Source organism: Stieleria magnilauensis (assembly GCA_007753675.1).
GTDB lineage: Bacteria > Planctomycetota > Planctomycetia > Pirellulales > Pirellulaceae > Stieleria > Stieleria magnilauensis.
Window position 1 is genome coordinate 4,032,551 of sequence record CP036432.1, and the last position, 24,374, is coordinate 4,056,924.

General features: G+C 59.2%; 13 protein-coding genes. 6 read left to right on the top strand and 7 right to left on the bottom strand.

The window, feature by feature from the left end:
- Nucleotides 1-70: 70 nt before the first annotated feature.
- Nucleotides 71-1,336 carry a M16 family metallopeptidase gene (locus TBK1r_RS14240; RefSeq protein ID WP_145211673.1) on the top strand — a complete coding sequence of 422 codons (1,266 nt, stop codon included), beginning with the start codon at nt 71-73 and terminating at the stop codon, nt 1,334-1,336.
- A gap of 160 nt (nt 1,337-1,496) precedes the next feature.
- Nucleotides 1,497-2,729 carry a M16 family metallopeptidase gene (locus TBK1r_RS14245; RefSeq protein WP_145211676.1) on the top strand — a complete coding sequence of 411 codons (1,233 nt, stop codon included), beginning with the start codon at nt 1,497-1,499 and terminating at the stop codon, nt 2,727-2,729.
- Between the two features lie 27 nt (nt 2,730-2,756).
- Here the strand turns inward: TBK1r_RS14245 and TBK1r_RS14250 are convergent, their stop codons facing one another.
- The 4 genes from TBK1r_RS14250 to TBK1r_RS14265 form a co-directional block, all read right to left on the bottom strand.
- Nucleotides 2,757-7,808 carry a response regulator gene (locus tag TBK1r_RS14250; protein WP_419581343.1) on the bottom strand — a complete coding sequence of 1,684 codons (5,052 nt, stop codon included), beginning with the start codon at nt 7,806-7,808 and terminating at the stop codon, nt 2,757-2,759.
- Between the two features lie 699 nt (nt 7,809-8,507).
- Nucleotides 8,508-8,717, bottom strand: coding sequence for a hypothetical protein (locus tag TBK1r_RS14255; protein WP_095741367.1), 210 nt, complete (start codon nt 8,715-8,717; stop codon nt 8,508-8,510).
- Between the two features lie 490 nt (nt 8,718-9,207).
- Complete coding sequence (gene hrpA, locus TBK1r_RS14260; RefSeq protein WP_419581344.1) at nt 9,208-13,383, bottom strand: ATP-dependent RNA helicase HrpA; 4,176 nt, start codon at nt 13,381-13,383, stop codon at nt 9,208-9,210.
- Nucleotides 13,384-14,543: 1,160 nt separating this feature from the next.
- Nucleotides 14,544-14,915, bottom strand: a complete 372-nt coding sequence (locus tag TBK1r_RS14265) for a hypothetical protein (protein WP_145211682.1) — start codon at nt 14,913-14,915, stop codon at nt 14,544-14,546.
- A gap of 816 nt (nt 14,916-15,731) precedes the next feature.
- Here TBK1r_RS14265 and TBK1r_RS14270 point away from each other — a divergent pair.
- From TBK1r_RS14270 to TBK1r_RS14285, 4 genes are read left to right on the top strand one after another with little or no spacing between them, the layout of a single operon-like run.
- Entirely contained in the window at nt 15,732-16,259 is a 528-nt protein-coding gene (locus tag TBK1r_RS14270; RefSeq protein WP_419581345.1) for a sigma-70 family RNA polymerase sigma factor, read from the top strand.
- Nucleotides 16,252-16,977 (top strand): hypothetical protein, encoded by a 726-nt coding sequence (locus TBK1r_RS14275; protein ID WP_145211688.1) that lies wholly within the window; start codon nt 16,252-16,254, stop codon nt 16,975-16,977. Before TBK1r_RS14270 ends, TBK1r_RS14275 begins: the two co-directional genes overlap by 8 nt.
- Nucleotides 16,974-18,482, top strand: coding sequence for a hypothetical protein (locus TBK1r_RS14280; RefSeq protein WP_145211692.1), 1,509 nt, complete (start codon nt 16,974-16,976; stop codon nt 18,480-18,482). Before TBK1r_RS14275 ends, TBK1r_RS14280 begins: the two co-directional genes overlap by 4 nt.
- Complete coding sequence (locus TBK1r_RS14285) at nt 18,479-19,984, top strand: DUF1559 family PulG-like putative transporter (RefSeq protein ID WP_145211695.1); 1,506 nt, start codon at nt 18,479-18,481, stop codon at nt 19,982-19,984. Before TBK1r_RS14280 ends, TBK1r_RS14285 begins: the two co-directional genes overlap by 4 nt.
- A 104-nt stretch (nt 19,985-20,088) precedes the next feature.
- Here TBK1r_RS14285 and TBK1r_RS14290 read toward each other — a convergent pair whose 3' ends face one another.
- The 3 genes from TBK1r_RS14290 to TBK1r_RS14300 form a co-directional block, all read right to left on the bottom strand.
- Nucleotides 20,089-22,140 carry a S46 family peptidase gene (locus tag TBK1r_RS14290; RefSeq protein WP_145211698.1) on the bottom strand — a complete coding sequence of 684 codons (2,052 nt, stop codon included), beginning with the start codon at nt 22,138-22,140 and terminating at the stop codon, nt 20,089-20,091.
- A gap of 128 nt (nt 22,141-22,268) precedes the next feature.
- Nucleotides 22,269-23,561: a Gfo/Idh/MocA family protein gene (locus tag TBK1r_RS14295; RefSeq protein WP_145211701.1), complete on the bottom strand. Its 1,293-nt coding sequence runs from the start codon at nt 23,559-23,561 to the stop codon at nt 22,269-22,271.
- Between the two features lie 375 nt (nt 23,562-23,936).
- Nucleotides 23,937-24,254 carry an HU family DNA-binding protein gene (locus TBK1r_RS14300; protein ID WP_095741374.1) on the bottom strand — a complete coding sequence of 106 codons (318 nt, stop codon included), beginning with the start codon at nt 24,252-24,254 and terminating at the stop codon, nt 23,937-23,939.
- Nucleotides 24,255-24,374 lie beyond the last annotated feature (120 nt).

A 24,374-nucleotide genomic window follows, 5' to 3' on the forward strand; every position in this document is an offset into this window, starting at 1 on the left:
CGGCTGATCATCATTTGTCATCAGCCGGTTCGCGCCAGCGTTCGGGCACTTTTCTCCACAGATTTTACCGATGTCCACTTCTACCAAATCCGCGGCGGACCAATCCTCCCAGAGCGAGATCACGACGCATCCGCTGCCGTGCGGAATGACGGTCCTGGTTCAACCGATGCCTTGGCTACGAACTGCGGCCTTCACCCTCTCGCTGCGCAGCGGCATCCAGACCGAGCCGGACAACCGCGCCGGCCTGGCGTCGATGGTCTGCGAGATGGTCCAGCGCGGGGCCGGCAGCTTCAGCAGCCGAGACCTGGTCGCGATGCAGGACAATCTGGGCATGGATCGCAACAGCGGCGTTTCGACGGCCACGTCATCGTTCGGTGCCGCGATGCCGGCCGAATCGTTCGGCGAAGCATTGAAACTGTACGCGGACATCGTCCGGCGGCCGCACCTGCCGGCGGATCAAATCGAAGATGCCCGGATGATGATGATCCAGGAACTGCGTGCGATCGAAGACGAGCCGACACAGCGGGTGATGAAGCGTGTCCGCGAGTTGCACTATGGTTCGCGACTCGGTCGTGGCAACCAGGGAACGATGGAGTCCTTGGCGGCGATCAATAGCGATGACATTCGACAGTTTTATCAAGCCAACTATCACGCCGGTGGTGCGATCCTGACCGTCGCCGGGCGCGTCGAAGCCGACACGGTGGTGCAGCTCGCCCAGGAAGCGTTCGGAGACTGGCGAACGGAAAACGTTGATGACGCCCCGTTGCCCAGCGGCGCGCCGGTGTATGAACACATCCAAGCGGCCAGCAGCCAAACCCACATCGCGTTCGCTTTCCCAAGCATCCCTTACGGTCACCCGGACTATTTCGCCATGCGTGCGGGCATCGGCATCTTGAGCGACGGAATGAGCAGCCGGCTGTTCGATCGCGTCCGCGAAAAGCGTGGGCTGTGTTACACCGTCTCGGCGAGTTGCCATTCGCTGATCAATGCCGGCGGCGTGTTTGGCTATGCCGGAACCACGCCCGCCCGCGCCCAAGAAACGCTGGATGTCACGCTGGGAGAGATCCGGAATCTGCCCAGCGACTTGGAACAAAGCGAGCTGGACCGCTGGAAGGTTCGCATCGAAAGCGGGCTGATCATGGAACAGGAATCCAGTGCCTCGCGGGCCAGTTCCCTGGCCAGCGATTTCTATCAGATCGGCAGGGCGATGCCGACGGCCGAACTGAGTGAGATCATCGAAGCGTTGACGCTCGATGATGTGAAGGGCTACTGGGAACAACACCCGCCGTCGGACTATCGAATCGTCACCCTCGGCCCCGAGAAGCTCAACGTTTAACCCGGCGTGCTGCTTTCGCGTTACGCGTCGGGCTGAAAGGCCGATCGCCCGCCGGCCCACGACAGCAGGCTGGTCCGCCGGATGAAATCCGCCGGTTCGCGGCAGCCTCCAGGCCCTCCCCCCAAACATCCCCGAACGACACTCCTCGTCTGAATCTCAAATGCCTAAGTTCCAGCAAGCCACCCTCGCCAACGGACTGCGCATCGTTGCCGAAACGGATCCACGCAATTACTCGATGTCCTTGGGGTACTTCGTCCAGGCCGGATCGCGCAACGAACTCGACCCGCAATCCGGACTCAGCCACTTTCTTGAACACATGATGTTCAAGGGGACACAGCGGCGCAGCGCCGAAGACGTCAACCGCGAACTCGACGAACTCGGCGGCCAATCCAACGCCTACACGTCCGAAGAACAAACGGTCTACTACGCGACCGTGCTGCCCAAGTTCCAGGACCGAATCGTCGACTTGTTGACCGACATGATGTCGCCGATTCTCGATGGAGACGAATTCGAGACCGAACGCAACGTCATCTTGGAAGAGATCGCCAAGTACGAAGATCAACCTCCGTTCGGCGGATTCGAACGCGCGATGGAAATCTACTTTTCGCCGCGTGGGCTGGGGCGACGGGTACTCGGCACCAGCGAATCGATCGAAGCGATGACGGCCGAACGGATGCGCGACTATTTCAACCAACGCTATCGCCCCGAGAACATCGTGCTAGCCGCCTCGGGCAACGTCGACTTTGACGCGTTGGTCGCCGAGATCGACAAACGCACGTCATCGTGGGCCGACCGGGTGGCCGCGGAAACGCTCCCCGCCGATGACGCCGATTCCATCCCCGAGGGGATCGAGTTGTCGCATCGAGTCGCGACACCCGATGCGGTGCAGGCTTACTGCATCCAGATCGGCAACGGCCCCTCCTCGGCCAGCAGCCAGCGGCATGCGGCGCGGTTGCTGGCGTCCATCCTGGGCGACGAAGGCGGCAGCCGGTTCTTCTGGGATTTGATCGACACCGGACGTGCCGAAGTGGCGACCTGTTGGCCACAGGAATTCAGTGATTGCGGGGCCTGGTTCAATTACCTGGTTTGCGTGCCCGACGATCTGGAAAGCAATCAGCGTTTCATGCGCGAAATCATTCACAGCGTCGTCGAGAAAGGCGTCACCAAAGAAGAGCTTGAGCAAGCGATCAACAAGACAGCCGCCGGCTACATCATGCAGAGCGAACGACCGAGCAATCGTTTGTTTAGCATCGGCAGCCGCTGGCTGATCCACAACGAGTATGTCGATCTGGATCAATCCCTGACCAACATTCGGTCGGTCGACCAAGCCGCGATCGCCGAGGTCGCCAAAACCTACTTGTCCGAAGAACCGACGGAAATCTTGGCCTGTTGAATCAGATTGTCATCGATTCGGCGTGGATCAGGAAAGGAACTGACGGATTTTTCGGATCAGTTGATCGGCGTCGATCGGCTTGCTGAGGTAATCGTCGCAGCCACTGTCGACGCAACGTTTCATGTCACCCTGCATCGCGTCGGCGGTGAGCGCGATGATGGGGTTGGTAAACCCTCTCGCTCGCAAGCGGCCGGCGGTTTCATAGCCATCCAAGTTCGGCATCTGCATGTCGAGCAACACGATATCGAACGCCTCTCCATTGGACTCGGTCGCCGCGACGGCTTCGAGCGCCTTCAGACCGTCATTGGCTTCGGTGATTCGGGCGCCGGACTTTTGCAGGATGTGTTTGCTAAGCAAACGGATATCGCGGCGGTCATCGACCAGCAACACATGACAATTCAAGGGGATCGGTTGTTCGTTGCGTTGTTCGTTGTGTTGTTCGGCAGGATCGGTTTCAGCCGCATCGTGGGCGACTGTCCCCATCGGCACTCCAGCCAAGTCGCCGGCGGCGATTTGCAGTGTCACGGTGCTTCCCTGTCCGAGTTCGCTTTGGACCGAGATTCCACCACCGAGCATGTTGGCCAAACGCTGGCTGATGACCAAGCCCAGTCCTGTCCCGCCAAATTCGCGCGACACGCGGGCGTTCCCTTGAAAGAACGGCTGGAAGAGTTGTCGCTGTTGTTCCGCCGAAATTCCGATACCGGTGTCGATGACCTGGAACTGCAGCATCGGTTGGCCGCCGTCGAGTAACTCCACGACCAGGGACACGCTGCCTTGTTTGGTGAACTTGACCGCGTTGCCGAGCAGGTTGATCAAGATCTGTTTGAGTCGTTTCGGGTCACTTTCGATTTGGCTTGGGATATCGCCGCGGTAGTCGACGGTAAACGTCAACTGGTTTTCGCGGGCACGGATCTCCATGATCGATCGGACGTCCTGGATCAACTTGTGTGGCGAAAAATACTCCCGCAGGACTTCCAGCTTGCCGGCTTCAATCTTGGACAGGTCCAGGATGTCGTTGATGATGTCGAGCAGAAAATCGCCATTGCGGCGGATGGTCCGCAAATGCTGGTGGGCCAGGTCGTCATTAACGTGCTCCTCCAGGAGTTCGGCATAGCCCAAAATGGCCGTCATCGGGGTGCGGATTTCATGGCTCATGTTGGCGATGAATTCGCTCTTTGAGGTACTGGCGGCCTGGGCCAATTGCCTCGCTTTCTTGAGCGAACGTTCGAATTCTCGTTGTTCGGTGATGTCCTGTGTCAGCCCGGTCACGAACCCCGAGGCTTCGTTTTCACGTCTTTTGAATCGTCCTCGTTCGCGAAGCCAGCGAACGGTTTGATCACGTCTGACGACACGAAACTCCGCTTCGTAGATGCCTTCGGACTCGATGGTTTGTTTCCACGCCTGCTCGACCACCTCACGGTCGTTGCGATGAACAAGGGTGAATCGATCTTCGATCGGGCCCACGGTTTCGACGGGTTCAAAACCGAGGATCTGATTGAGGTTGGCATCGCGGGTGTGTTTGCCGCTGGACAAATCCGCTCGCCAACGTCCCATGCCGGCGGCATTGAGCGCATCGCGGAGACTCTCTTCACTTTCGCGCAGCTCGGCTTGGGCCCTGGGACGATCGATTGCGATGCCGGCGAATCGCGCATTGGCTTCGAGCAGTTCCTGTTCGTGCTGTGTCGGCTCTCTTGATTCTCTGAAGTAAATCGCAAACGTCCCGAGCAAGGATCGATTGGCAGCAAAGATCGGTTCTGACCAACACGATTTCAGACCGTATTGTTGTGCGAGTCCCTTGTACTGCGCCCAACGAGGGTCGTGGTTGATGTCCGACACGATGTTGCGTTGTTGCTGATAGGCCGCGGTGCCACACGATCCGGCGTTGGGCCCGATTTCGATCCCGTCGACGGCAGCGTTGTAATCGTCGGGCAAGTGGGGAGCCGCTCCGTGGCAAAGTCTTTGTCCGTCCTCGTCGAGCAACAGCACGGATCCGAAGGAACCAGGAATTTGTGATTCCACCGATTTGACCAGCTCGGTCAGGATCTCTTCGACGGGCTGCTCGTTGGCGATCATCTCCAGAATGCCGGCTTGTCCCGCCCGGAACTCTTCGGCCTGCTTGCGTTCATGAACGTCGATGACCGCGCCGACGTAACCTTCAAACTCCGCTTCCTCGTTGAATCGCGGTCGAGCCGCATCGATTGCCCAGCGGTACTTTCCGTCAGCCCGTCGCAATCGATAATCAAACGAGAACGCTTCCTGGCGTTGATTCGCCTGTTTAAAAATACGAGTAATTCGTTCGCGGTCCTCGGGGTGAACCGCATCGATCCAGCCGAAGCCCAGCCCTTGTTGTTCGCTCTGGCCGGTGAATTCGTACCAGCCGCGAGACAAGAACGTACACGAACCGTCGCGTTCGGTGATCCACAGCATCGTCGGTGCGTTGTCAGCCATCGCGCGGAATTGATCGGCGCGCTCCCGCATTGCCACTTCGGCACGTTTCCGATCGGTGATGTCCACGACGACGCCGACCAGTCGCAGCGTCTTTCCCGATGCATCGACGACCGCATGGCCCCGCTCTTCGATCCAGATGACCCTTCGGTTGTCTGCACGGATGGCCCGAAATTGCAATTGAAATTCTCCGCCGGTGGCAATGGCGGACTGGACAATTGAATCGACGCGATCGAGATCGTCCGGATGGACAAGTTTGAACGCAGACTCACTGTCCTTGGGGATTGCATCGGGTTGCAGCCCAAAGATGTCGACCACGTTTTCTGAAAAGTGAACGACGTCGGCATGCGGGTCCCACTGCCAAGCCACCATCCGGGCGGCCGTCAGCGCCAATCGAAGCCGGCTCTCGCTTTCGTGGAGCGCTTCTGCGGTCTCGCGACGCAGTCGGGTGATCCGAACATGAGACCTGACCCGCGCGACCAATTCGCGGGCACTGAATGGTTTGACTAGGTAATCGTCGGCGCCGGCTTCCATTCCATCGACGCGACTCTCCTCACCAGCGCGGGCCGACAACATGATGATCGGGATATCGCGGGTCCGCGGATTCTCGCGTAGTCGCGCGAGCAGTCCGTAGCCGTCCAGTCGCGGCATCATGACATCAGTCAAGATCAAGTCGAAATGCTCCGCCTGTGCCCGTTCCCAGGCCGCTTGCCCATCGGCGACCACCGTCACCGAATAGTCGTCGCTTAACAACCGCTTGATGTACTGCCGCATGTCTGCGTTGTCGTCGGCGACCAAGATGCGCGAACGTGGGTGATCGTGAGTTTCCGCAATCTCTCCGGCGATCGGTCCGGCAACCGACGTGGGATGCGGTTGGATCCGTGGCGGGTCTGGAAAATCCTCTTCCCCCACAAGGTCGTCCGCAAGCCATCGCAGCGCTTCCTCGACATAGGGCGTCGATCCGGTCCCCGTCGAAACGGCGTCATTGCCATCAACCGCCTGTTCGCCCGATGCGGCTTCACGACGGATTGGAATGCAGACGGTAAACGAGGTGCCTTGGCCCAACGCACTTTCGGCCGTGATCGTGCCCTGGTGCAACTTGACCAATTCCTGCACCAACGCCAGTCCGATTCCGCTGCCCTCATGCGTGCGTCCGCGGGCGTTTTCGATGCGGTGAAACCGTTCGAACAGCCGGGGAATCTGGTCTTGGGGAACCCCTGTCCCGGTGTCTCGTACGGTCAGTCGAACCTGGTCGTCGACCTCTCGCTGGGTGACGACGATTTCACCGTCGAAGGTAAACTTGAAGGCATTGGACAGCAGGTTCAAGACAATCTTTTCCCACATGTCGCGGTCGACGTGGACCGGATTGGACAGTTCGTCCACCTCGACCTGCAAACGCAAACCCGCTCGTTCAATGGCCGATCGGAACACGCTCGCCAGTTCCCTCGTAAACGCCGCCAAATCGGTCGCCTGGAACTGAGCTTGCACTCGGCCGGCTTCGATCCGTGAGAAATCAAGCAGCGAGTTGACCAGTCGCAGCAATCGCAATCCGTTTCGATGGATCACCTCCAGTTGTTCCGTGTCGGCAGGCGATCGGTCCAGGCCGCGGCGGGACAACAAGTCTTCCACAGGCCCGAGCATCAACGTCAGCGGCGTGCGGAACTCATGGCTCACATTGGAAAAGAAAACCGTCTTGGAGCGATCCAATTCCGCCAACGCCTCGGCACGACGTCGCTCCGCTTCATAAGCCTCGGCATTGGCCACCGCGGCGGCTAATTGTCCGGCCAACAGATCGAAAAAGCCACGATAACTGTCGTCGAGTTCCAATCGCGGGCTCGCACCGGCGATCAAAAATCCTGCCAGCAGATCTTGTCCGGGTTTGGCGAGCGGGACGACCATGGCGTTTTGAGGAGGTTCCGGCCAGATCCCCACATCCAAGTGACCGATCCGCGTCGACAAATCGCTTAACTCAACCGCCCGCTCGTGATCGATGACCTCCCGCAGCGGCCAGAGGCTGTCGTCTTTGCTGACGTCGATGACCGCCGGGCAGGCGGGGTGTTCCGTCGTCAGGCCGCACCGCCCCGCCAACCGTGCCCGGCAGGTCTTTTGATCGAACAGATAGATCAACGCGAACGGCAGGTCCTGGGGATTGCCCGCAAGAATTTCTGCGGCGGTACGACAAGCCTCATCGATCGACCTGGCTTCATCCATCGTGCGGGCGGCAAGCTCGCGCAGGGTCGCCAGACGCCGCTCGCCAATGGTGCGTTTGGTGTCCTCGGTCACGACACACAGCATGCCACCGGTGCGTTCGCCCCCGCCGTCGAACGGCAGCGGACTGTAGGAGAACGTGTGGTAGGTCTCTTCCGGAAACCCCTTCCGCTCCAGGAACAGCAACATGCTTTCGTCCCACGTTGCTTGCCCCGTTTGCAGAACAGATTCCGCCAGCGGTCCGATGTCATCCCAGATTTCGGACCAGACTTCACTGGCAGGTCGGCCGAGCGCCCAGGGGTGCTTGGGACCCAGCGTCATCTCTGAATAGGCGTCATTGTAAAAGAACGTGAATTCCGGACCCCATCCCACCCACATCGCATAGCGTGAGCCGAGCATGATTTGGATGGCCGTTTTCAAACCCATTGGCCAATCTTCCATCGGGCCAACCGGAGTGCTCGACCAATCAAACTCCCGCGTACGACGGGCCATCTCGCTATCAAATTTGGTCACAAATGCCCTCTGCGTCGTGTGAACGGTCGGAAAGTCGCTGCAAGCTGGCCGTGACGACCGCGGGCCTAACGAGGGCGATCGGGCTGCCCTCAACGGTGGCCCATCAATCCAAACGACCTGTTTTCGTTGGTTCGACCTGTTTCAATCGCTGCCACACCCCAACGGTTGCGCGGTTGCGCGACAGCAGTTGCCCCGTTACGCCACCGGGCTCGCTCGCAGCCACGGTCGGTCGCTCGTTCCAAAAGGCAGTGGATTGCGACCCGGTCGTCATCGAGACCTAGAATAACGATTTTCGCCGTAGCGAATACGTCTGGACCTTGGACGGCCGAGGCTTGATTTGCGAACAGCCCGTGGATCGACAATGCCCGCTCGGCGAGATCCGTTGGAAGGGTTCCGACATTCGATCACGATGATCGCTAAGAAAAGGCGTCGGTCGTCCCAGCGTGAAGAAGAGTGGCAGTGTGAAGGAGAGTGGCAGCGTGCAGAAGCATCGCAGCGTGCAGGAGAGTGGCAGCGTCGGTTCGCGACGATGCCGTGGTGGCGTCGCTACCGGGGGACACCCGGCCGAATGCGATCGAACGCAAACGGCCAGGCGACCAGATGTTCATGCCGTTACCGACGACCGCTGTACCGGGAGTTGCTGGTCACGAACCGATCCAGATCCTTTTCCAGTTGGATCAGCTCTTCGTCGAGCCACGTGGCAAACTCCGCCCGCGAGACGTCTTCGACCAGCGCGGTGAACTGATCCCAATTCGTCGTGATCACCTGCTTGGCCGATTCGCTCTTCAAACTTGGCGTTTGTTTGTCGCTGGATGTCGACATATCGAAACCCTCCGGTTGGGGGTGGTTGTGATGTGATCAAAGCTGGAAACTGAATCTCAGTCCCACGTCGTCTCTGCCAGTTAGACGCGCCCACCAAGCTCGGGGTTCATCGTATTAACAAAGGTTCTTTGGGGAACGTTCCTTCAGTAGCAGCAAGCCGCATGCCTTTTTTCGCCCTTGCCGCCCACTTCTTGGGTCCTGACCGTGGAATTCATCCTCTTTTCACACGAAAAACGACTCGGAAATTAATTTTTGGCAATCTCGAATTGACTCCGATGCAACCAGGGGTGTGTCGTTCTGGCGACGGATTGTTTCAAAACTGCCACTTCTTCATGCAGCGGACGACTCCGAATGCTCAAAGAGACCGCACCGCCATAGAATACTCCGTTATCGTCCGATAACGGAGCGTGTTTCGACTTTAATATTTTTTTTGGCCGATTTAGCCCTCGGGTTGCCAGGGTCAACGAAGCGGTAGCGGTCGCGGTCACTGTTACGCCAGCCATTTTTCGCAGCGTTTGGCGGAAATCTTGATCGAGGTGCCTAGCGGCTGGGCAAACAGGCTGACACGCAATTCTTCGATCATCCAGCGAAATTCGTCCGCCGAGCGTGCTTTGGGATGCTGTTCTGCATCGGGAAACCGCGCGATCCACTGCTGCCAGAGACCGGCCACGGTTTCCGCACCGGATTGATCGCGTGATCCGGCACCGCTACGCAGTTTGTCCAACCGATAGGTGATCGCCGACAGATAGCGCGGGTAGTGCTGCAGCCACTGCCAGGGTGTGACAGACAAGAAATCAGGATGAACCAGCCAGCGGAGCTGTTCCTGCACGTCCTTGCCGGCGGCAGCGAAACGCGAGGTGGAAAGCGATTCAATTTCGCTCCGCATGTTCAAGTACGACTGGCCGAACTGGGTCAGCCATTTCGCGACTTCTTGAACGGCGACGGAGATGCGTTCGCCGCGATCGACCCGCCGCGCTTCGAATGCCTCGCGGCCCCGCGGCAGGGCTTGGTTTTCGACAAAAGCGATCCGCGCCAACAGGTCGATCAATGACGGTTCGAACTGGGCTGCCGGAACCGCACCGGCGAGTCGGATCTTGGTTTCGTTCAACTCCGGCAACCAACGGACTTGGCGTCTCAGTTCCGCGCGTTCGCTGATCGCATACAGCCGGGTCAGGCCTTGCCGCATGATCGAATCGGCAGACGCTTGGTCGGGGAACAATCCGATCGTGACATGATCCCCCTGGTCGACGAGTGCGGGGTACTGCGCGACTCGCACACCGCCGCGCTCGCGTGTGACATCGACCGGCAGATGATCCAGATCAAAGGACCGCATCGGTTCGCTGGGCAACTCGGTATCCATCTGGCCGCCGGCGTCGCTGGATGCCTCGCCGCCACCGCCTCCGAATTGCCGGGCCAGTGGCTCGACCGATCGACCTTGCGCGATCAGCTTGCCCTCGTCATCGACGACGGAGATCAGGAACCGCAGATGTTCCTCCAGTTTTTCGTCTTGAAAATCGGATTCGCTGATCGTCATTTCCGCGTGGCGCGACATCGCACTACACAGCGCCGGCATGAACGGGACTTGGCCATATTGCGGCAACAGTTCCTCGTAGATTTGCTGGGCGACATCGGCAGCGGGAACCAGGTTGCGGCGGATCCGTTTGGGCAGCGATTTGATCATCGCGATGATCTTGCCGGGCAGCAGCCCTGGGACGAGCCAACCGAGTCGATCGTCGCTGATTTGGGAGACCGCCGCTTGGTGGATCCGCAAGCTGACGCCATCATCTTCGGCGCCGGGTTCGTACCGATACTTCAGCGGCAGTTCGGTCTTGCCGACGGTCAGCTGATCGGGAAAGGCGTCGCTGGAGATTTCATCCGTGGCGATGTCGATCAAATCGGACGGCATCATGAACAACGTGGTCTCGTCGGCCGGCACGTCCGGGCGGTCATGCAGCCAGGCCGACAGCGCCGTCGAATCGGTGAGCCGGCGGGCCCAATCGGGCACCGGCATGGCTTTGGCCAGTTTCTCCAGTCGTCCCTTGTCACAGACGTCGGCCGGTAAACGCTGTTGATAGAACTGCGCGACAACAAAGTCATCGACGACCATGTCGCGTCGTCGCGTTTTCGCCGCCAGCACTTCGAACGATTCCCGAAGCGATCGGTTGTGTCTCACGAACCTGGCATTGGTTTGCAATTGCTGTTCGACCAGTCCGTGCTGGATCAACAGGTCGCGTGCCGTGGCCGGATCGACCGGCGGCAGCGGCACGCGGCGGCGGACGACGATCGGCAACCCAAACAAGGATTGACGTTGGTAACAAAACGCACCGCCCGACTTCTGGCTCCAGTGTGGATCGCTGTAGGACGACTTGAGCAGGTGGGCGCCGATGGCTTCGACCCATTGCGGCTGGATCTTCGCCACGGTGCGTGCATATTGTTTGCTGGTTTCCACCAGCTCGGCAGCGACGATCCACTTCGGTTTGGATTCGAACACGCCGCTGCCGGGCCACAGGAACAGCTTTAAATTCCGTGGCCCCAGGTAAACATTTTTTTCGCCGGCCATGGCGACGCCGGACAGGAAACCGCTCAACAGCGCCTGGTGGACCGCCGTGTAACGTTCTTTGTCGATCGTTTGCTTGGTTTGATCGTCGGCGAACTGAATCGCGCCGATTCGCCGTCGCGGCGACGATGCACCGGCGGCCCGCGAGCGGTTCAGGTCGGATGCGATCTCACGGAGTTGGCGGTAGGTATCGGCCCATTCCCGCATCCGTGTCGGTGACAGGAAACGCCGACGCAGTTGTCGTGTGAGCTTGGCCCGCGAGCAATCGGCGCGGGCCTGTTCGTAATAGCGCCACAGTCTGAGAAACGAAAGGAAATCGCTTTCGGCGTCGCGGAATTCCGCGTGCGCCTGGTCGGCCGCTTGCTGCTGGTCTTGCGGACGTTGGCGGGGATCGGGGATTTCCATCGCCGCCGCGATCGGCAAGATTTCTGGCAACACGCCCAGCTCATCCGCGGCCAGGATGATGCGTCCGATCCGCGGATCGACCGGCATGCGGCCGAGTGACTTTCCGATCGCCGTCAATTCTTGTTGTTCGTCGATCGCACCAAGCTCCAGCAACGTCTGGACGCCTTCGCGGATCGATTCCGGTCGCGGCACATCCAACAGCGGCAACGCGTCCAGCGATCCGAATCCCAGCATCTTGCTTTGCAGCACGACCGAAGCCAAGTTGGTTCGACGTATCTCGGGTGTCGTGAAGGCATCACGGGACTCAAAGTCCATCGGCGAATACAGTCGCACGCAGACGCCGGGACCGACGCGGCCGCAGCGACCGGCGCGTTGGTCCGCACTCGCACGGCTGACTGGTTCGATCGGCAATCGTTGCAGCTTGCTGCGTGGGCTGTAGCGGCTGATGCGTGCCGTGCCGGTGTCGATCACCGAGCGAATGCCGGGCACGGTCAGCGAGCTTTCGGCGACGTTGGTCGCAAAGATGAACCGTTGTTTCTGGCCGCTGGGATGGAAGATCCGTTGTTGATCCTTTTGCGGCAACCGCGCGTACAGCGGCAAGATCTCCACACGTCCCTCCAGCCCGAGACGTTTGTAGTGTCCGGCCACGCGGTGCGACACCAAACGGATGTCGCGTTCGGTGGGCAGAAAGATCAGCGTGTCACCGCCGCCGCTGTGACCGCGCGACAGATCTTTGATCCCCGCGATCACATGGTGCGCCAGGTCATACGAACGGTTCTCGTCGGCGACGTCTTCCCAAGGCAGATAACGCATCTCGACGGGATAGCCGCGGCCTTCGACGGTCAAAATCGGTGCCGGTCCTTGTTCGTCACCAAAATGTTCGGCGAACCGTTCGGCGTCGATCGTTGCCGAGGTGATGATGATTTTCAGATCCGGGCGTTTTTGCTGCAGGCCCCGCAGGTACGCGAGCAAGAAATCGATGTTCAGCGAGCGTTCGTGAGCTTCGTCGATGATGATCGCGTCGTATTGATCCAGGAATCGATCCGAACCGGTTTCCGCCAGCAGGATGCCGTCGGTCATCAGTTTGATCATCGTGTCGGGACCGGTCTGGTCGCCGAAGCGAACCTGGTAGCCGACCTGTTGTCCGAGTTGACACTGCATCTCCTCGCACAACCGCGTCGCGATGCTGCGGGCGGCCAGTCGTCGCGGCTGGGTGTGACCGATCATCGCGGCGCGACCGCGTCCGGCTTCCAGACAGAACTTGGGCAGTTGGGTGCTCTTGCCGCTGCCGGTTTCGCCACACACCACGATCACTTGACGCGACTGAATCAGTTCGATGATCTGATCCTTGTAGCCGGTGATCGGCAATTCGGCCGGGTAGTCCAGTCGCGGCGTGTACGATTCGCGTTGTCGGCGTCGGGCGATCGATTGGGCCAGACGCGATTCGAATTCTTCATTGGACAGACGCTTTTGTTGGCGGCGGAGCCGAAACTGGTCGGCACGCATCGCATGCTCGATCACCAACTGGTCGCGGGGGATCGCTTGCGGGTCCGGATCCGTCACTGACGCTCCACCCTGGGACGGCTCTCGGGACGCTTCCTCGCTGGCAGCCCGGGCTTCGGTGTTCGCGGGCGCGACAACGGCCTTGTCAGGTTCCGACGTTCGCTCGGGCTTCAATCGGGGGCTGGATGGTTTGAAGTTCATGGAACGGGGAAACAGGGAAAGCCGCGAAGAATTGGAGTGGAAACCACCACCCTACGAAATTATCCGCCTCGTGACAGCGGCAGGTAAATGTGACACCACCGGCAAACCTCGTGTTCGCCCTCGCGATTGATCGTGGGGATCCATTCACCATCACCGTCAGGGGATCTGACGGAGCGAGGAAGCGGTAACGTGCGTGGTAAGAAGATTTTGGGGTAGGAAGATTAAGCGGAGACGGGGGGGCGGCGAAAAAGGATCGCGAAAGGCGATGTCCTCATCCCCGAGGGATCACAGCGAGTAGCCGGAGGTCAGCGCAGTGCCACCTCCGGGCACCGTACCCACTCCACCCCACGACCCCGGACGGGGTCGCAGCGAGTTCCAGCGAACCCAGGCAAGAGTCAACGACCGATCGGCGTGATCGTCATCCAAGACGCGAAATCCCAGCCGGCAGACACTGTGTCTGCGGCGCGGGCATCGCCCACGGCCCACGCTTGCTACGATCGTTGTCCCTCCGCCGAACCGTCCGCTTCCGAACTCTCTTGCACGCAGTTCATCAGCGTTGTGCTGGCAACGACGTCTTGATCTCAATGGTGCACTTCCAACATCCAAAGGCGCTCGACTCCCGGGGGAATGGCGCGTCGTGCGTTCGGTCGGTTTTGTCTTTCAATCAAAGAAAAACACCGCGGACCACACGACGCGAGTCACGGGGGAGTCATGCGCCCGCGGATCATACAATGGGCCACGAGAGATCAAGACGCCTACCGCACCAAAACGCTGACGACGTGCGGCCAAAGGATTCAAGAAGCTGGCGTCAGCTTTGGGATCGGCAGGCGTCGGCCTGCCTCGTTCGGCCGAGTCGAGCGCGCCTATCGAACCGTGACATCAGGAGCGAATCCTAGGAAACAGAGGCCTGATGAATTCCGGTGGGCGAACTACGAGCGCACCAATCAAACCCCGGATGTATCGTCAACCACGGAGATCACGGAGGGACACAGAGAAGAGGTGGTCCGTTGCCGTCAGGCGTCGGTTGGCAGCGCGAACGGCACGAATCACGCGGTCGCCTCAAATGATCATCCACTTCGCAAAACTCAACTCGGCGACTTGCTTGCATCGGCTGGTATTGCAAGGTCTCCGTGAGCCATTGAACTTGTGGCAACTAGAACTTAAACCTCATGGGTGACATTGGCAGATGCAATACGACTATCGGGTCGATTTCGAATCAGGATGACTAGCGGGATTGCTGCAATTGTTTGCACCACAATATAAATCATTGTCACCACCGCCAAACCTACCGGACTGGCACCTATCGAAGACCTGCCGCGTTTCCACGCCGGCGTTTGCAGGTCCTCAATGAGGATGTACATGAGACATGCGTATGCTAGCACGACCAGGATCGCGAGAATGCAGTGAGTGACTGTTGCTAGCCACCATGCGAAACGCCAGTTTAAAAATAGGCCGATGCCCGTTGTGATCAATGAAACAGCAAGTATCAATGGAACAGCAAGTGTTTGCAGCAGCGGGGGCGCGTCCATCATATCTCCAAACCAAATATGTAGTCTTTCACAGCCTGAAAAAGGGCGGACGTCAAATAGATCGCAAGTACTACACCTGCCGTAAGATGCAGCGTTGCGAGAACTGCAACCGAAGTTGGCAATTCCGCTTTGTCTTTAGGACGACGTTCGGTCGATGAAGAAGTACGATAGGGATTTGGGAATTTCAATGTGCTCTCATGCGCGCGGCGATTGGATCATCGGTGACCGCCGTTTCTGCTAAATTCGCAGAACTTGTTGATTACCTGGTCGGCCGAGGTGGGGCTGTTTATTTGCCGCCTAATCCTCTGGTGGATAAGTATTTGGCCGTCTTATCCTCGGGTCGGCTGATCATTCGCTTCTGTATTCTCTTGTTTTCGACTGAACTTGCAAACCGAGGGATGGCCCAGGAACAGTCTGAAGGGGCGGATTTCGAGATTTCCGGCCGAGGTGGGGCTGTTCAGCTCGAAAGCTTCACGTTGCGGCTTGGACTCTTGTTCCACTTTCTGCCTTCTCCGTACGGAACCTGCGGACGGCAAGGATGTCTGGCAAAACGGACGGGGACACGGCACTTGGACATGCACGTTTGCGAGGTGCTGACTGGAGATCTGGGGACTGTCATGAGTGGTTCCGAGAGTGAAACTCCAGCCAACTGAGACCACACGTCAACCGCCGAGGCGTTAAGCAACGCGATTGCGTTCAACCGTGGCGTTCACCGAGGAATGTCCGAGAATCTTCAGAAAACCCTGAGACGAGCGCCGGTCGGTAACATCCTTGTATCAGATGCGGCGCCGAGGGCGTCGGAAGAATCCTCCGATCGTGATGCCGATGCCTCCCCAAGAGCTTGCCGAAACGTGGAACCGCTGCTCGTCGCGATTGTTGTTGATCGCTCGCGCGATCGGCGAACCGGCCGAGGATGCGGTTCAGGAGGCGTTTCTGCAGCTCGCCCGACAATCACCGACTCCGGACGACCCGTTCGCCTGGCTGGTCACCGTGACGCGAAACCAACTGTTGCAGTGGCGGCGCAGCGGAGATCGCCGCCGCCGTCGTGAGCAGACGCCGCAGGGTTCGGTTTGGTTTGACGACGCGCACCGTCAGATTGAAACCCAACTCGATGCCGAGCGAGTGACCGAAGCGCTTGTGACGCTGGAGTCCCAGACGCGACAGGTCATCGTGATGCATCTGTGGGGCGAAATGAGTTTCGACAACATCGCCGAAGTCATCGGGTGTTCGCGATCGACGGCCCATCGCACCTTCCAATCAGGAATTCGTACCATGCGACAACGATTCGAACCCGCTCCCGATGCTCGCCCGGGAGTCTCCGTGCAAGGAGTCATCAGCGATGAATGAGACAAACGATCCACTCGATGAAGCGTTTGCCGAGCAATTGCGGGCGTTGGTTCCCACTGCGATGCCCGACGGACAACGATCAGGCGACCAACCCGGTTTGGTGAGCGTTCTGTACGAAGCGGGGTATCGCGCCGGTAGCGAGCAGCCCCTCCATCGCGTCACGCCATCACGTCGCCCCATGACTTGGCTCTCGGTCGTCGCAGCCAGCCTGTTGACGGCCGCGTTGACCACGCCGGTCGCCTATCGGGTCGGGCAACGATCCCTGGAGACAGATTCCGGTACGTTGGATTCCGGTGCGTTGGCGGGCGGCGATGGAGCGAACCGACAGGGCACGGTCGGTTCCTCCGACTCAAGGCACGCTGAGTCACTGCGCCAAGCTGAGTCACTGCGCCACGCTGAAATGCAGGACGTGGACGACGACGCAAACGAGTCTGACGAATCGCCTTCGATCGCTCCGAAGACGGATTCAGAGTTCGCGCCGGCCTCGTTGGCCATCAAACCATTCGATTTCAAACAGCTCGCGCGACTGTGGCAACCCGACTGGAAATTACGTGAGCCGCCGACCGACACACTGACCGCGTTTCATGGGGCTTCCCTGGACGATCTTCCGCGTTCCCATTGGATCGTGACTCACGATGACCCGATGATTCCCCGCGAGACACTGTCGGTCGGGGATTTTGACGCATTTTCTCTTGGACTCGAGGTCAACCCACGATGATTGTTTTCCCCCGCAAACATACCGCCCTGCTTTGCTGCTTCGCTGTGTTTGGCTGGACGCAGGTCAGCCATGGACAAGTGATGCTGTCGCCGACGGTCGAAAAAAGTGAAGCGGTGGCCGAACCGGAACCGCGCTCGCCGCCGTTGCTGCTTCATGCCCGGCCCCAAAGCGACCCTCCGCTGCGTTATCGACTGTGGCCGGCACCCGAGCGACATCGTCCGCGGAATGCGATGGTGGCGGTCAATCGATCCATGCTGTTGGTCGCTCAGGTCTCAGCGAAACAAAAACGTGACTTTTTGGATCGCTACGACGCCTGGACGGAGATCCCGATCGACGAGCTTCCGGTCGAGGATGCGAAGGCGAGCTACGCGCCGTTTGGCACCGCGATCGACGTCTTGCGGACGGGCGAGAATTGGATGGACTTGAAATACGATCTCGGTTTGGAAGACATGACGTTTGCCGAGAAACTGGCGACGCTGCTTCCTGAACTGCAGGAATCGCGAGACTTGGCACGTCTGCTCTGCATGCGTGCTCGCGTCGCGGCGGCTGAAAATCGCTGGGACGATGCGGTCGACGACCTGCGTTTGGGATTCCGACTCTCCGAAATCACCGCCCACAGCACCAACACGCTGCTCAGTCGGTTGATCGGGATTGCGATCTCCGAATCCCTGCTCGATACGATTGAATCGATGATCCAACAGCCGAATTGCCCCAACCTGTACTGGGCGCTGGCAGGATTGCCCGTCGATCCGCTTTTTGCGATGCGTGCAGCGATCGAGTACGAATCGACGACGGCCTACCACGCCGGCAGTCTCGTCGGACTGAACGAGTTGCCTGACGAAATCATCGGCGAAGCCAAGGCGTTGATTCGACTCAAGGAAATGTCCGATGCGATTGCGACGATGTTTGACTCGGTCGACACGACGGCTGAAACGACTTTCCTGCATCAATTGTCGACCGGTGTGTTGATCACGATGATGGTTCAGCCGTCTCGTCAGTTGTTGCTGGAAAACGAGGACTGGGACGAACGCGTCGATGAACTCTCTGACGCCGAAGCCGTGTTGCGAGCGAGCGATTTTGAACTGACCCGGATTCGCGAGCGTTGGTTGGCTTGGTCGCTGTTGCCCGATGAATTGTGGGCCGATAACAAGGCCCGGCGTGAGGCGGCGATGAGGGTTTCACCGGACACCGTCACACTTGGAGGACAATTGGCTCGCATCATGTTGCCCTCGTTCCCAAGTGCGACCTCGCGGGGCCTGGACGTCAAACAGAAACATCATCAACTGCTGACACTCGAAGCGTTGCGGATGCACGCCGCCGAAACAGGGGCGTTGCCCGATGCGATCGACAAGCTCACCCCCGTACCAGCTTGGCTGGACCCGATCTCGCGCAAGCCGTTCGTCTACCTTCGAAAGACGCCCACCGAAGCCACCCTGTCGCGTGCGGCAGGGTCAAGCAACCAAACCAACCCGACACTCACGATCCAATTGCAGGTGACCAAATGATTCTGTTCAAACGAGCCACTGCCGCACAACGAGCCGTCGCGTTATGGATGGTCTTCAGCGCCGCTCTGATCTCCCTCGCCGTCGGTCAAGAAGTCCGCGAAGGCCTGCCCGGTGGGGCTCTGATCAACGATCTCGCGGCAAGCCATCCCGTTTCGGCGTACATCGATGCATCAACCCTGCTGGTCGCGGAGATCGACTGGGAAAAACTGGACGTCGACGCGTTTTTTAAAACCGTCCAAAACCTGACAGGGGATCGACCCTCTGACACGGCCATGGTGAAAGATCTGATCGGAAAACTCAAAGCGGGAAAAGCCGGTCGCATCTACGTCTTGGCGGGGCAGCAAACACTCAGCGATCGCTCGCCCCTGGTTGTTATTCCGACGACAGAGGCACCGACGCTGTTCGATTCGATCAAAGGCCTGTTCGGCGAGAACGTCCGAATCGCGCCTTCGGGGTCCGCTCTGCTGTTCGGAACGCCCGATCAACTCGATCGCATTGAATCGTTGACTCCCATCAGTCACGACGACATCCTGACTCCGCTTCGCGACGCGAATCGGCTGCAACATACCGCGGTGATCACATTGCCCGACACGTCGCGCGAGTTACTGGCCAAGTTGTGGCCGGCAGCAGCACCCTACCGGTTCCCTGTCAAGGTTTCACCGCGCCAGGCGGTCGCTGACATTCATCGACTGATCCTCTCGGTCCGCACTCCGCCGGATCCGCTGGTTCGCCTGTCTTTGGACACCGTCAACGACGAAGCAACCGACCGCATCCACGAATCGTTGGCAGCGATCAAACAACAGTTCGATCCGATGCTAGCCGGCGTGACACTGAATCGCGAGCAACAACGGATCATCGTGGAGATCGACCGCAAAACCATTGAGTTTGTTGAAACGCTGGCATCCGAAATGCGCCAATCGGCAGCCCGGTCAAAACGCGTCTCGACCATGAAGCAGCTAGGCATTGCGTTTTACAACTATCACAACCGCGAGAAACATCTGCCGCCCCGTTGTTTCGTCGATCGCGACGGCAATCCGCTGCACAGTTGGCTGGTCGCGGTTTTGCCGGATATCGACAACCTGGCGCTGTATCGCAGCATTCGACTCGATCTGCCATGGGATGCCGACGAGAACGCACGACTGCGAAGGACTGTGCCCGCCGGGTTCGGCAGTCAGCAGTTGCCGGTCGGCCACACCGTCATTCGCGCCCCGGTGTTTCCCGGATCGCTGTGGCACGGGGATGGTCCGCCGAAACGACTGAAGGACATCACCGACCCGGTGGCGAACACGATCCTGCTGATCGAGGCGCCCGACGACGCCTCGATTCACTGGGCCGACCCGACGCCGTGGATCATTTCTCAGGACAATCTGATGAACGATGTCTTCGGCGACCGCGACGATGCACGCGTGCTGCTTGCCGACGGATCGGTGCTGTTGCTCAAACGAGCAGACGTGGACCAGCAAACACTCAAAGCGATGCTGACCATCGCCGCCGGTGATTAAGTCCAAGTGGCGTAACGCTTCTAGCTTGCGACTGCTTTGGCTGGAAGCTGACTCCACTTTGAAGCTAAAGCTTCAAGAGAGGCAAGCTGGAAGCTTACCCCACTTTATTTACCGATGGAGTTGGCGAGTTGGTCGGCTCCGTAGATGTTGCGGAGGGCTTCGAGGATTCCGACACCGGAAACGCTGACCGCACGGGCTTGTTGGTCGGTGTAGAGGTAATCGCTGGTCAGGCTTTGGATGTTGCCGTCAAAGATCAACCCGACCAGTTCACCCTTGCGATTGACCACCGGCGAACCACTGTTGCCGCCGATGATGTCCGCAGTGCAGACAAAGTTCAGTTGTGTGGACAGGTCCAATTTGTCTTTAGCTTGATTCCAAGAGGGCGGCAAATCGAAATCCGTTTGACCTTGGTGTTGGGCTTCGTGCTCGAAGGCCCCGGCAAAATCCGTTGCCGGTTCAATGCGTTCGCCGTCCTGCATGTACCCTTTGACTTGACCGTAAGCTAATCGCAGCGTGAACGTCGCGTCCGGGTATCCCGATGCCCCTTGCAACTTGCTGACCGCCGCGGTGATCTTGGCATAAGCTTGGCGTTCGCGCTCATCGAGTTCTTCGTTGATGGTTCGAATCCGGCGATACTCGGGTTCCAACTTGCGCGCCAAATCGATCAACGCATCGTCGGAGCGTTTGATGTCGTCAAGCGTTCCGTCGAGATACGTTTTACGGACGCTGATGTCGTCCAGCTTGGTGCCCTCGATCAATTCGGCCGCTCGTTCACGCGGTCCCTTGCCGTCCAAGACCACGGCGACCCATTCGTTGTCGCCGCCACGACTTTCGACGAAACGGGCCAATTCATCGGCCAGTTTGACGCGCTCGAGGTCTCGGTAAATCGGTGCCGTGCTGAGCAGATCTTGGACCAGCGACTCACGCCCCGATTCGGTGAATTCCCGCAATCGCTCGCCGTTGGGTTTTTCGTCTTCGGCGGCACGCAGAACCGACGTCAGCGCCAGATCGAACAACCGCGAACGGAACGTCACGGTCTGTCCCAGCATGTTCTTCTTTTCGGCCTGCACGGCCGCGATCTCGGCAAAGGCACTTTCGGTTCCGCTCAGCTCGGGATCCGATTCGGCCGCCGCGCGCAACTTGGTTTCACGTGCCTGTTTGGTCGCGATGGTGCTGGGGTCTTGCAATCCGGCCAGCATCCCCGTGTAGGCTTTGCGGCCGTTCTGGACACCGAACAACTCGTCCCGGGCGCGGCGCGTCGCTTCGGCGCCTTCCAAGCCGAATTGCTGCAGCATGATCTCTTTGCGGCGAAGGTAATCCAAGACGTACGGCAGTCTGGAGTCACGCAAAAACTTGAGCGCCTCGACGGTGAAGATCCGCTGCGTCCGCCCGGGGTTTCCGCTGACGAAGACCAAATCGCCTTCGCTGACGCCGGAATCGCTCCAGCGGAGAAAATGCTCCAACTTGGCGGGCTTGCCGTCTTCGTAGACCCGCATGATGGTGGCATCGAGATTGTAGCGAGGGTATTCAAAGTTATCGGCGTCGCCGCCGAAGAACGCGGCTGCGGTTTCGGGAGCCCAAACCAGTCGCACGTCGGTGTATTTCTTGTAACGGTACAAGTGATATTGCGCGCCGCCGAAGAGGGTCACCACGTCGCTGCGCAGACCGGTTTTGTCGGTCGACTCCTTTTCGATTTCCGCGATCACCGCCCGTCGCTGGGTCGCCGCATCGGCAACCGAAGCGTCCTTGGCGACCGCAGCATTGACACGCTCGGTCACGTCTTCGATCGAGACCAATTGGTTCAGTTCCAGATCGGGAGCTTTGAGTTCCTGGTCCAGCGACTTAGCCAAGTAACCGTCATCGATCAGGTTGCGGTCTTCCGAACTGAGTTTGTGTAACGTGTCGCTGGCGACATGATGGTTAGTCAGCACCAAACCATCGCTGGAGATAAATGATCCCGAACCGCCGCTGTTGAACCGCACCGAAGACAAACGCAACGCGTCGGCCCACGCCTGCGAAGGCTCAAAGTCGTACTTCGATTTCAGCTGATCAACCGGCAGATCGTTGAACAAGTACATGCCTTCGTCACCAGAGGTTTCAAAGACAGGACAGAGCAAGGTCATCGTTGCCAGAGCCAAGGGGTAGAGCTTTCGCATGGTAAGTCGTGATGGAGGATGCAACAAAAGTGGCGTCAGCTTCCAGCTTGCGAATTGCAGGTTGGAAGCTTACACCACGGTGGGGATCGCAAGCTAGAAGCTTAGCCACTTGATCGCAAGCTGGAAGCTTACGCCACTTCCCAGCCGGGGCGGTAGGTTTTTTGGATCAGGGCGTCGGCCTCGGGGCAGTTGGTCGCTTTGAGATGTTTGCCGTCCCAATCGAGCGCCTTGCCGGTGCGGAAGGCGACGTTGCCCAGCAACACCGACTCGGTCAGCGCACCGGAGTAATCAAAGTTGCACGTCGTTTCGGCGCCCGTTTTACAGGCGTGGATCCATTCCTGGTGATGACCGATCGAATCGGGAATCGTCGGGGTCGGCGGCTCAAAGTTTTTGAAGCTGTCTTCGGGGTACAGGCGGTAGTTGCCGTAGCTGGCAAACATTTTGCCTTCGCTACCGACAAACATCACACCACTACCGGGGACCTTTTCGCCGGCCACGGTCTTGGGGATGTGGTCGCCGTCGTACCACGTCATCTTGACCGGGACCTGCGATCCGCGGGCAGGGAATTCATAGTGGACCGTCAATCCCAGCGGGCAGGTTTCCGGATGCACTTCGGGCCCTTCGGCAGCAACGCGGGTGGGGTGTCTCAGGTCCAGCGCCCAGAAGGGCAGGTCCATGTAGTGGCATCCCATGTCGCCGAGGGTTCCTTGTCCGAAGTCCCACCAACGACGCCAGTTGGCCGGGTGATAGCGGCCTGCTTTGTAGGGGCGTTCCGGCGCCGGGCCGAGCCAGAGATCCCAATCCAAATGTTCCGGAACGGGATCGCCTGATTCGGGGCGTTCGCCGCCGCCCCAGCCTTTGCCCACCCAGACGTGTACTTCGGCGACGTCACCGATCGTTCCGGCGCGAATGATTTCGACGACGCGTCGATAGTTGTTGCCGGCGTGGATCTGTGTGCCCATCTGCGTGGCGACACCTTTTTCCTTGGCCGCTTCGGCGATCAGCCGCGCTTCGTGAACGGTGTGGGTCAGCGGTTTCTCACAGTAGCAATGCAGCCCGGCGCGAATGGCTCGAATCGCCGCGGGCGCATGGTTGTGGTCTGCCGTCGAGATCACGATCGCATCGGCGGTGTCGGCTTCTTCGGCGATCATTTCGCGATAGTCGCGATAGGTCTTGGCCGACGGGAATTGTGCCGCGGCTTCGGCCAGGTACTTGGAATCGATGTCGCACAAACCGACGATGTCTTCGCCCTTGACGCCATCGACGTTTGCGCCGGCACGGTTGGCCGTCCCGACACAGAGCACCTTGAGCTTTTCGTTGGGTGAAAGAGAATCGGCGGCACGGGTTTCACTCCATACCCCGGCGGTCAGCGCTGCGGTGGAGAGGACGGCGGAGTTCTTGAGAAATTGGCGACGTTGCATGGCAGGTTCGTTCAGGCGGGTGAATGGTGGGTGTCCGCGGAACATTCTAGCCAATCGAATCAAAACGAGTGTGGGTGGTGCGGCAAGATATCCGGAGGTGTCGCTGCGGTCATCTCCGGCTACCGGCTTTGCCCCCGTTGGGCAACGCTGTGAAGCATTTTTGAGCGGTAGGGCGCGAGCCCTCCGGTGTTTCGGGAACGATAAAAGACCGGAGGGCTCGCGCCCTACCGCTAACAAGAAAAGGGGACGATGAGGGACCGGAGGGCTCGCGCCCTGCCGCTAACAAGAAACGAGCGCGGTGCCATAAAAAAACGACACGCGACAATCAGTGTCGCGTGCCGTTTCGTTTTCTCAGGGCGAGGCTGGGGGCCAAGCTCAGATCATTTCCTTGAGGCCCTTGAGCGGACGGATGACGACCTTCTTGCTGGCCGGTTTCGGCTTCAGCCAGATTTCACTTCCGTCGGACGGGTTGCGTCCCTTTCGCTTCGGTTTGGCTTCCACATCCTTGCGTTGGATCTTGCACAGACCCGGGATGGTGAACTGACCGGAGCCGGTGCGGCCCATTTCACGAGCGATCTCATCGGTCAGCGCGTCGAAAACCGCGGCGACGTCTTTTTTGGACAATTCGGTCGACTCAGCGATGTTCGCGATGATTTGAGTCTTCGTAGGTGCCTTCGGCGGAGCTTTAGCCATTTGGGAGAACCTTTTCTGATTGCTTATGCAGGAAGGGTTGAAGAGGGGATTGCGATCCCGTGTGTTTGTGACGGCCAAGTGTTATGTTGCGCCAAAGGTTGGTGCAACCCGGCATCGTCC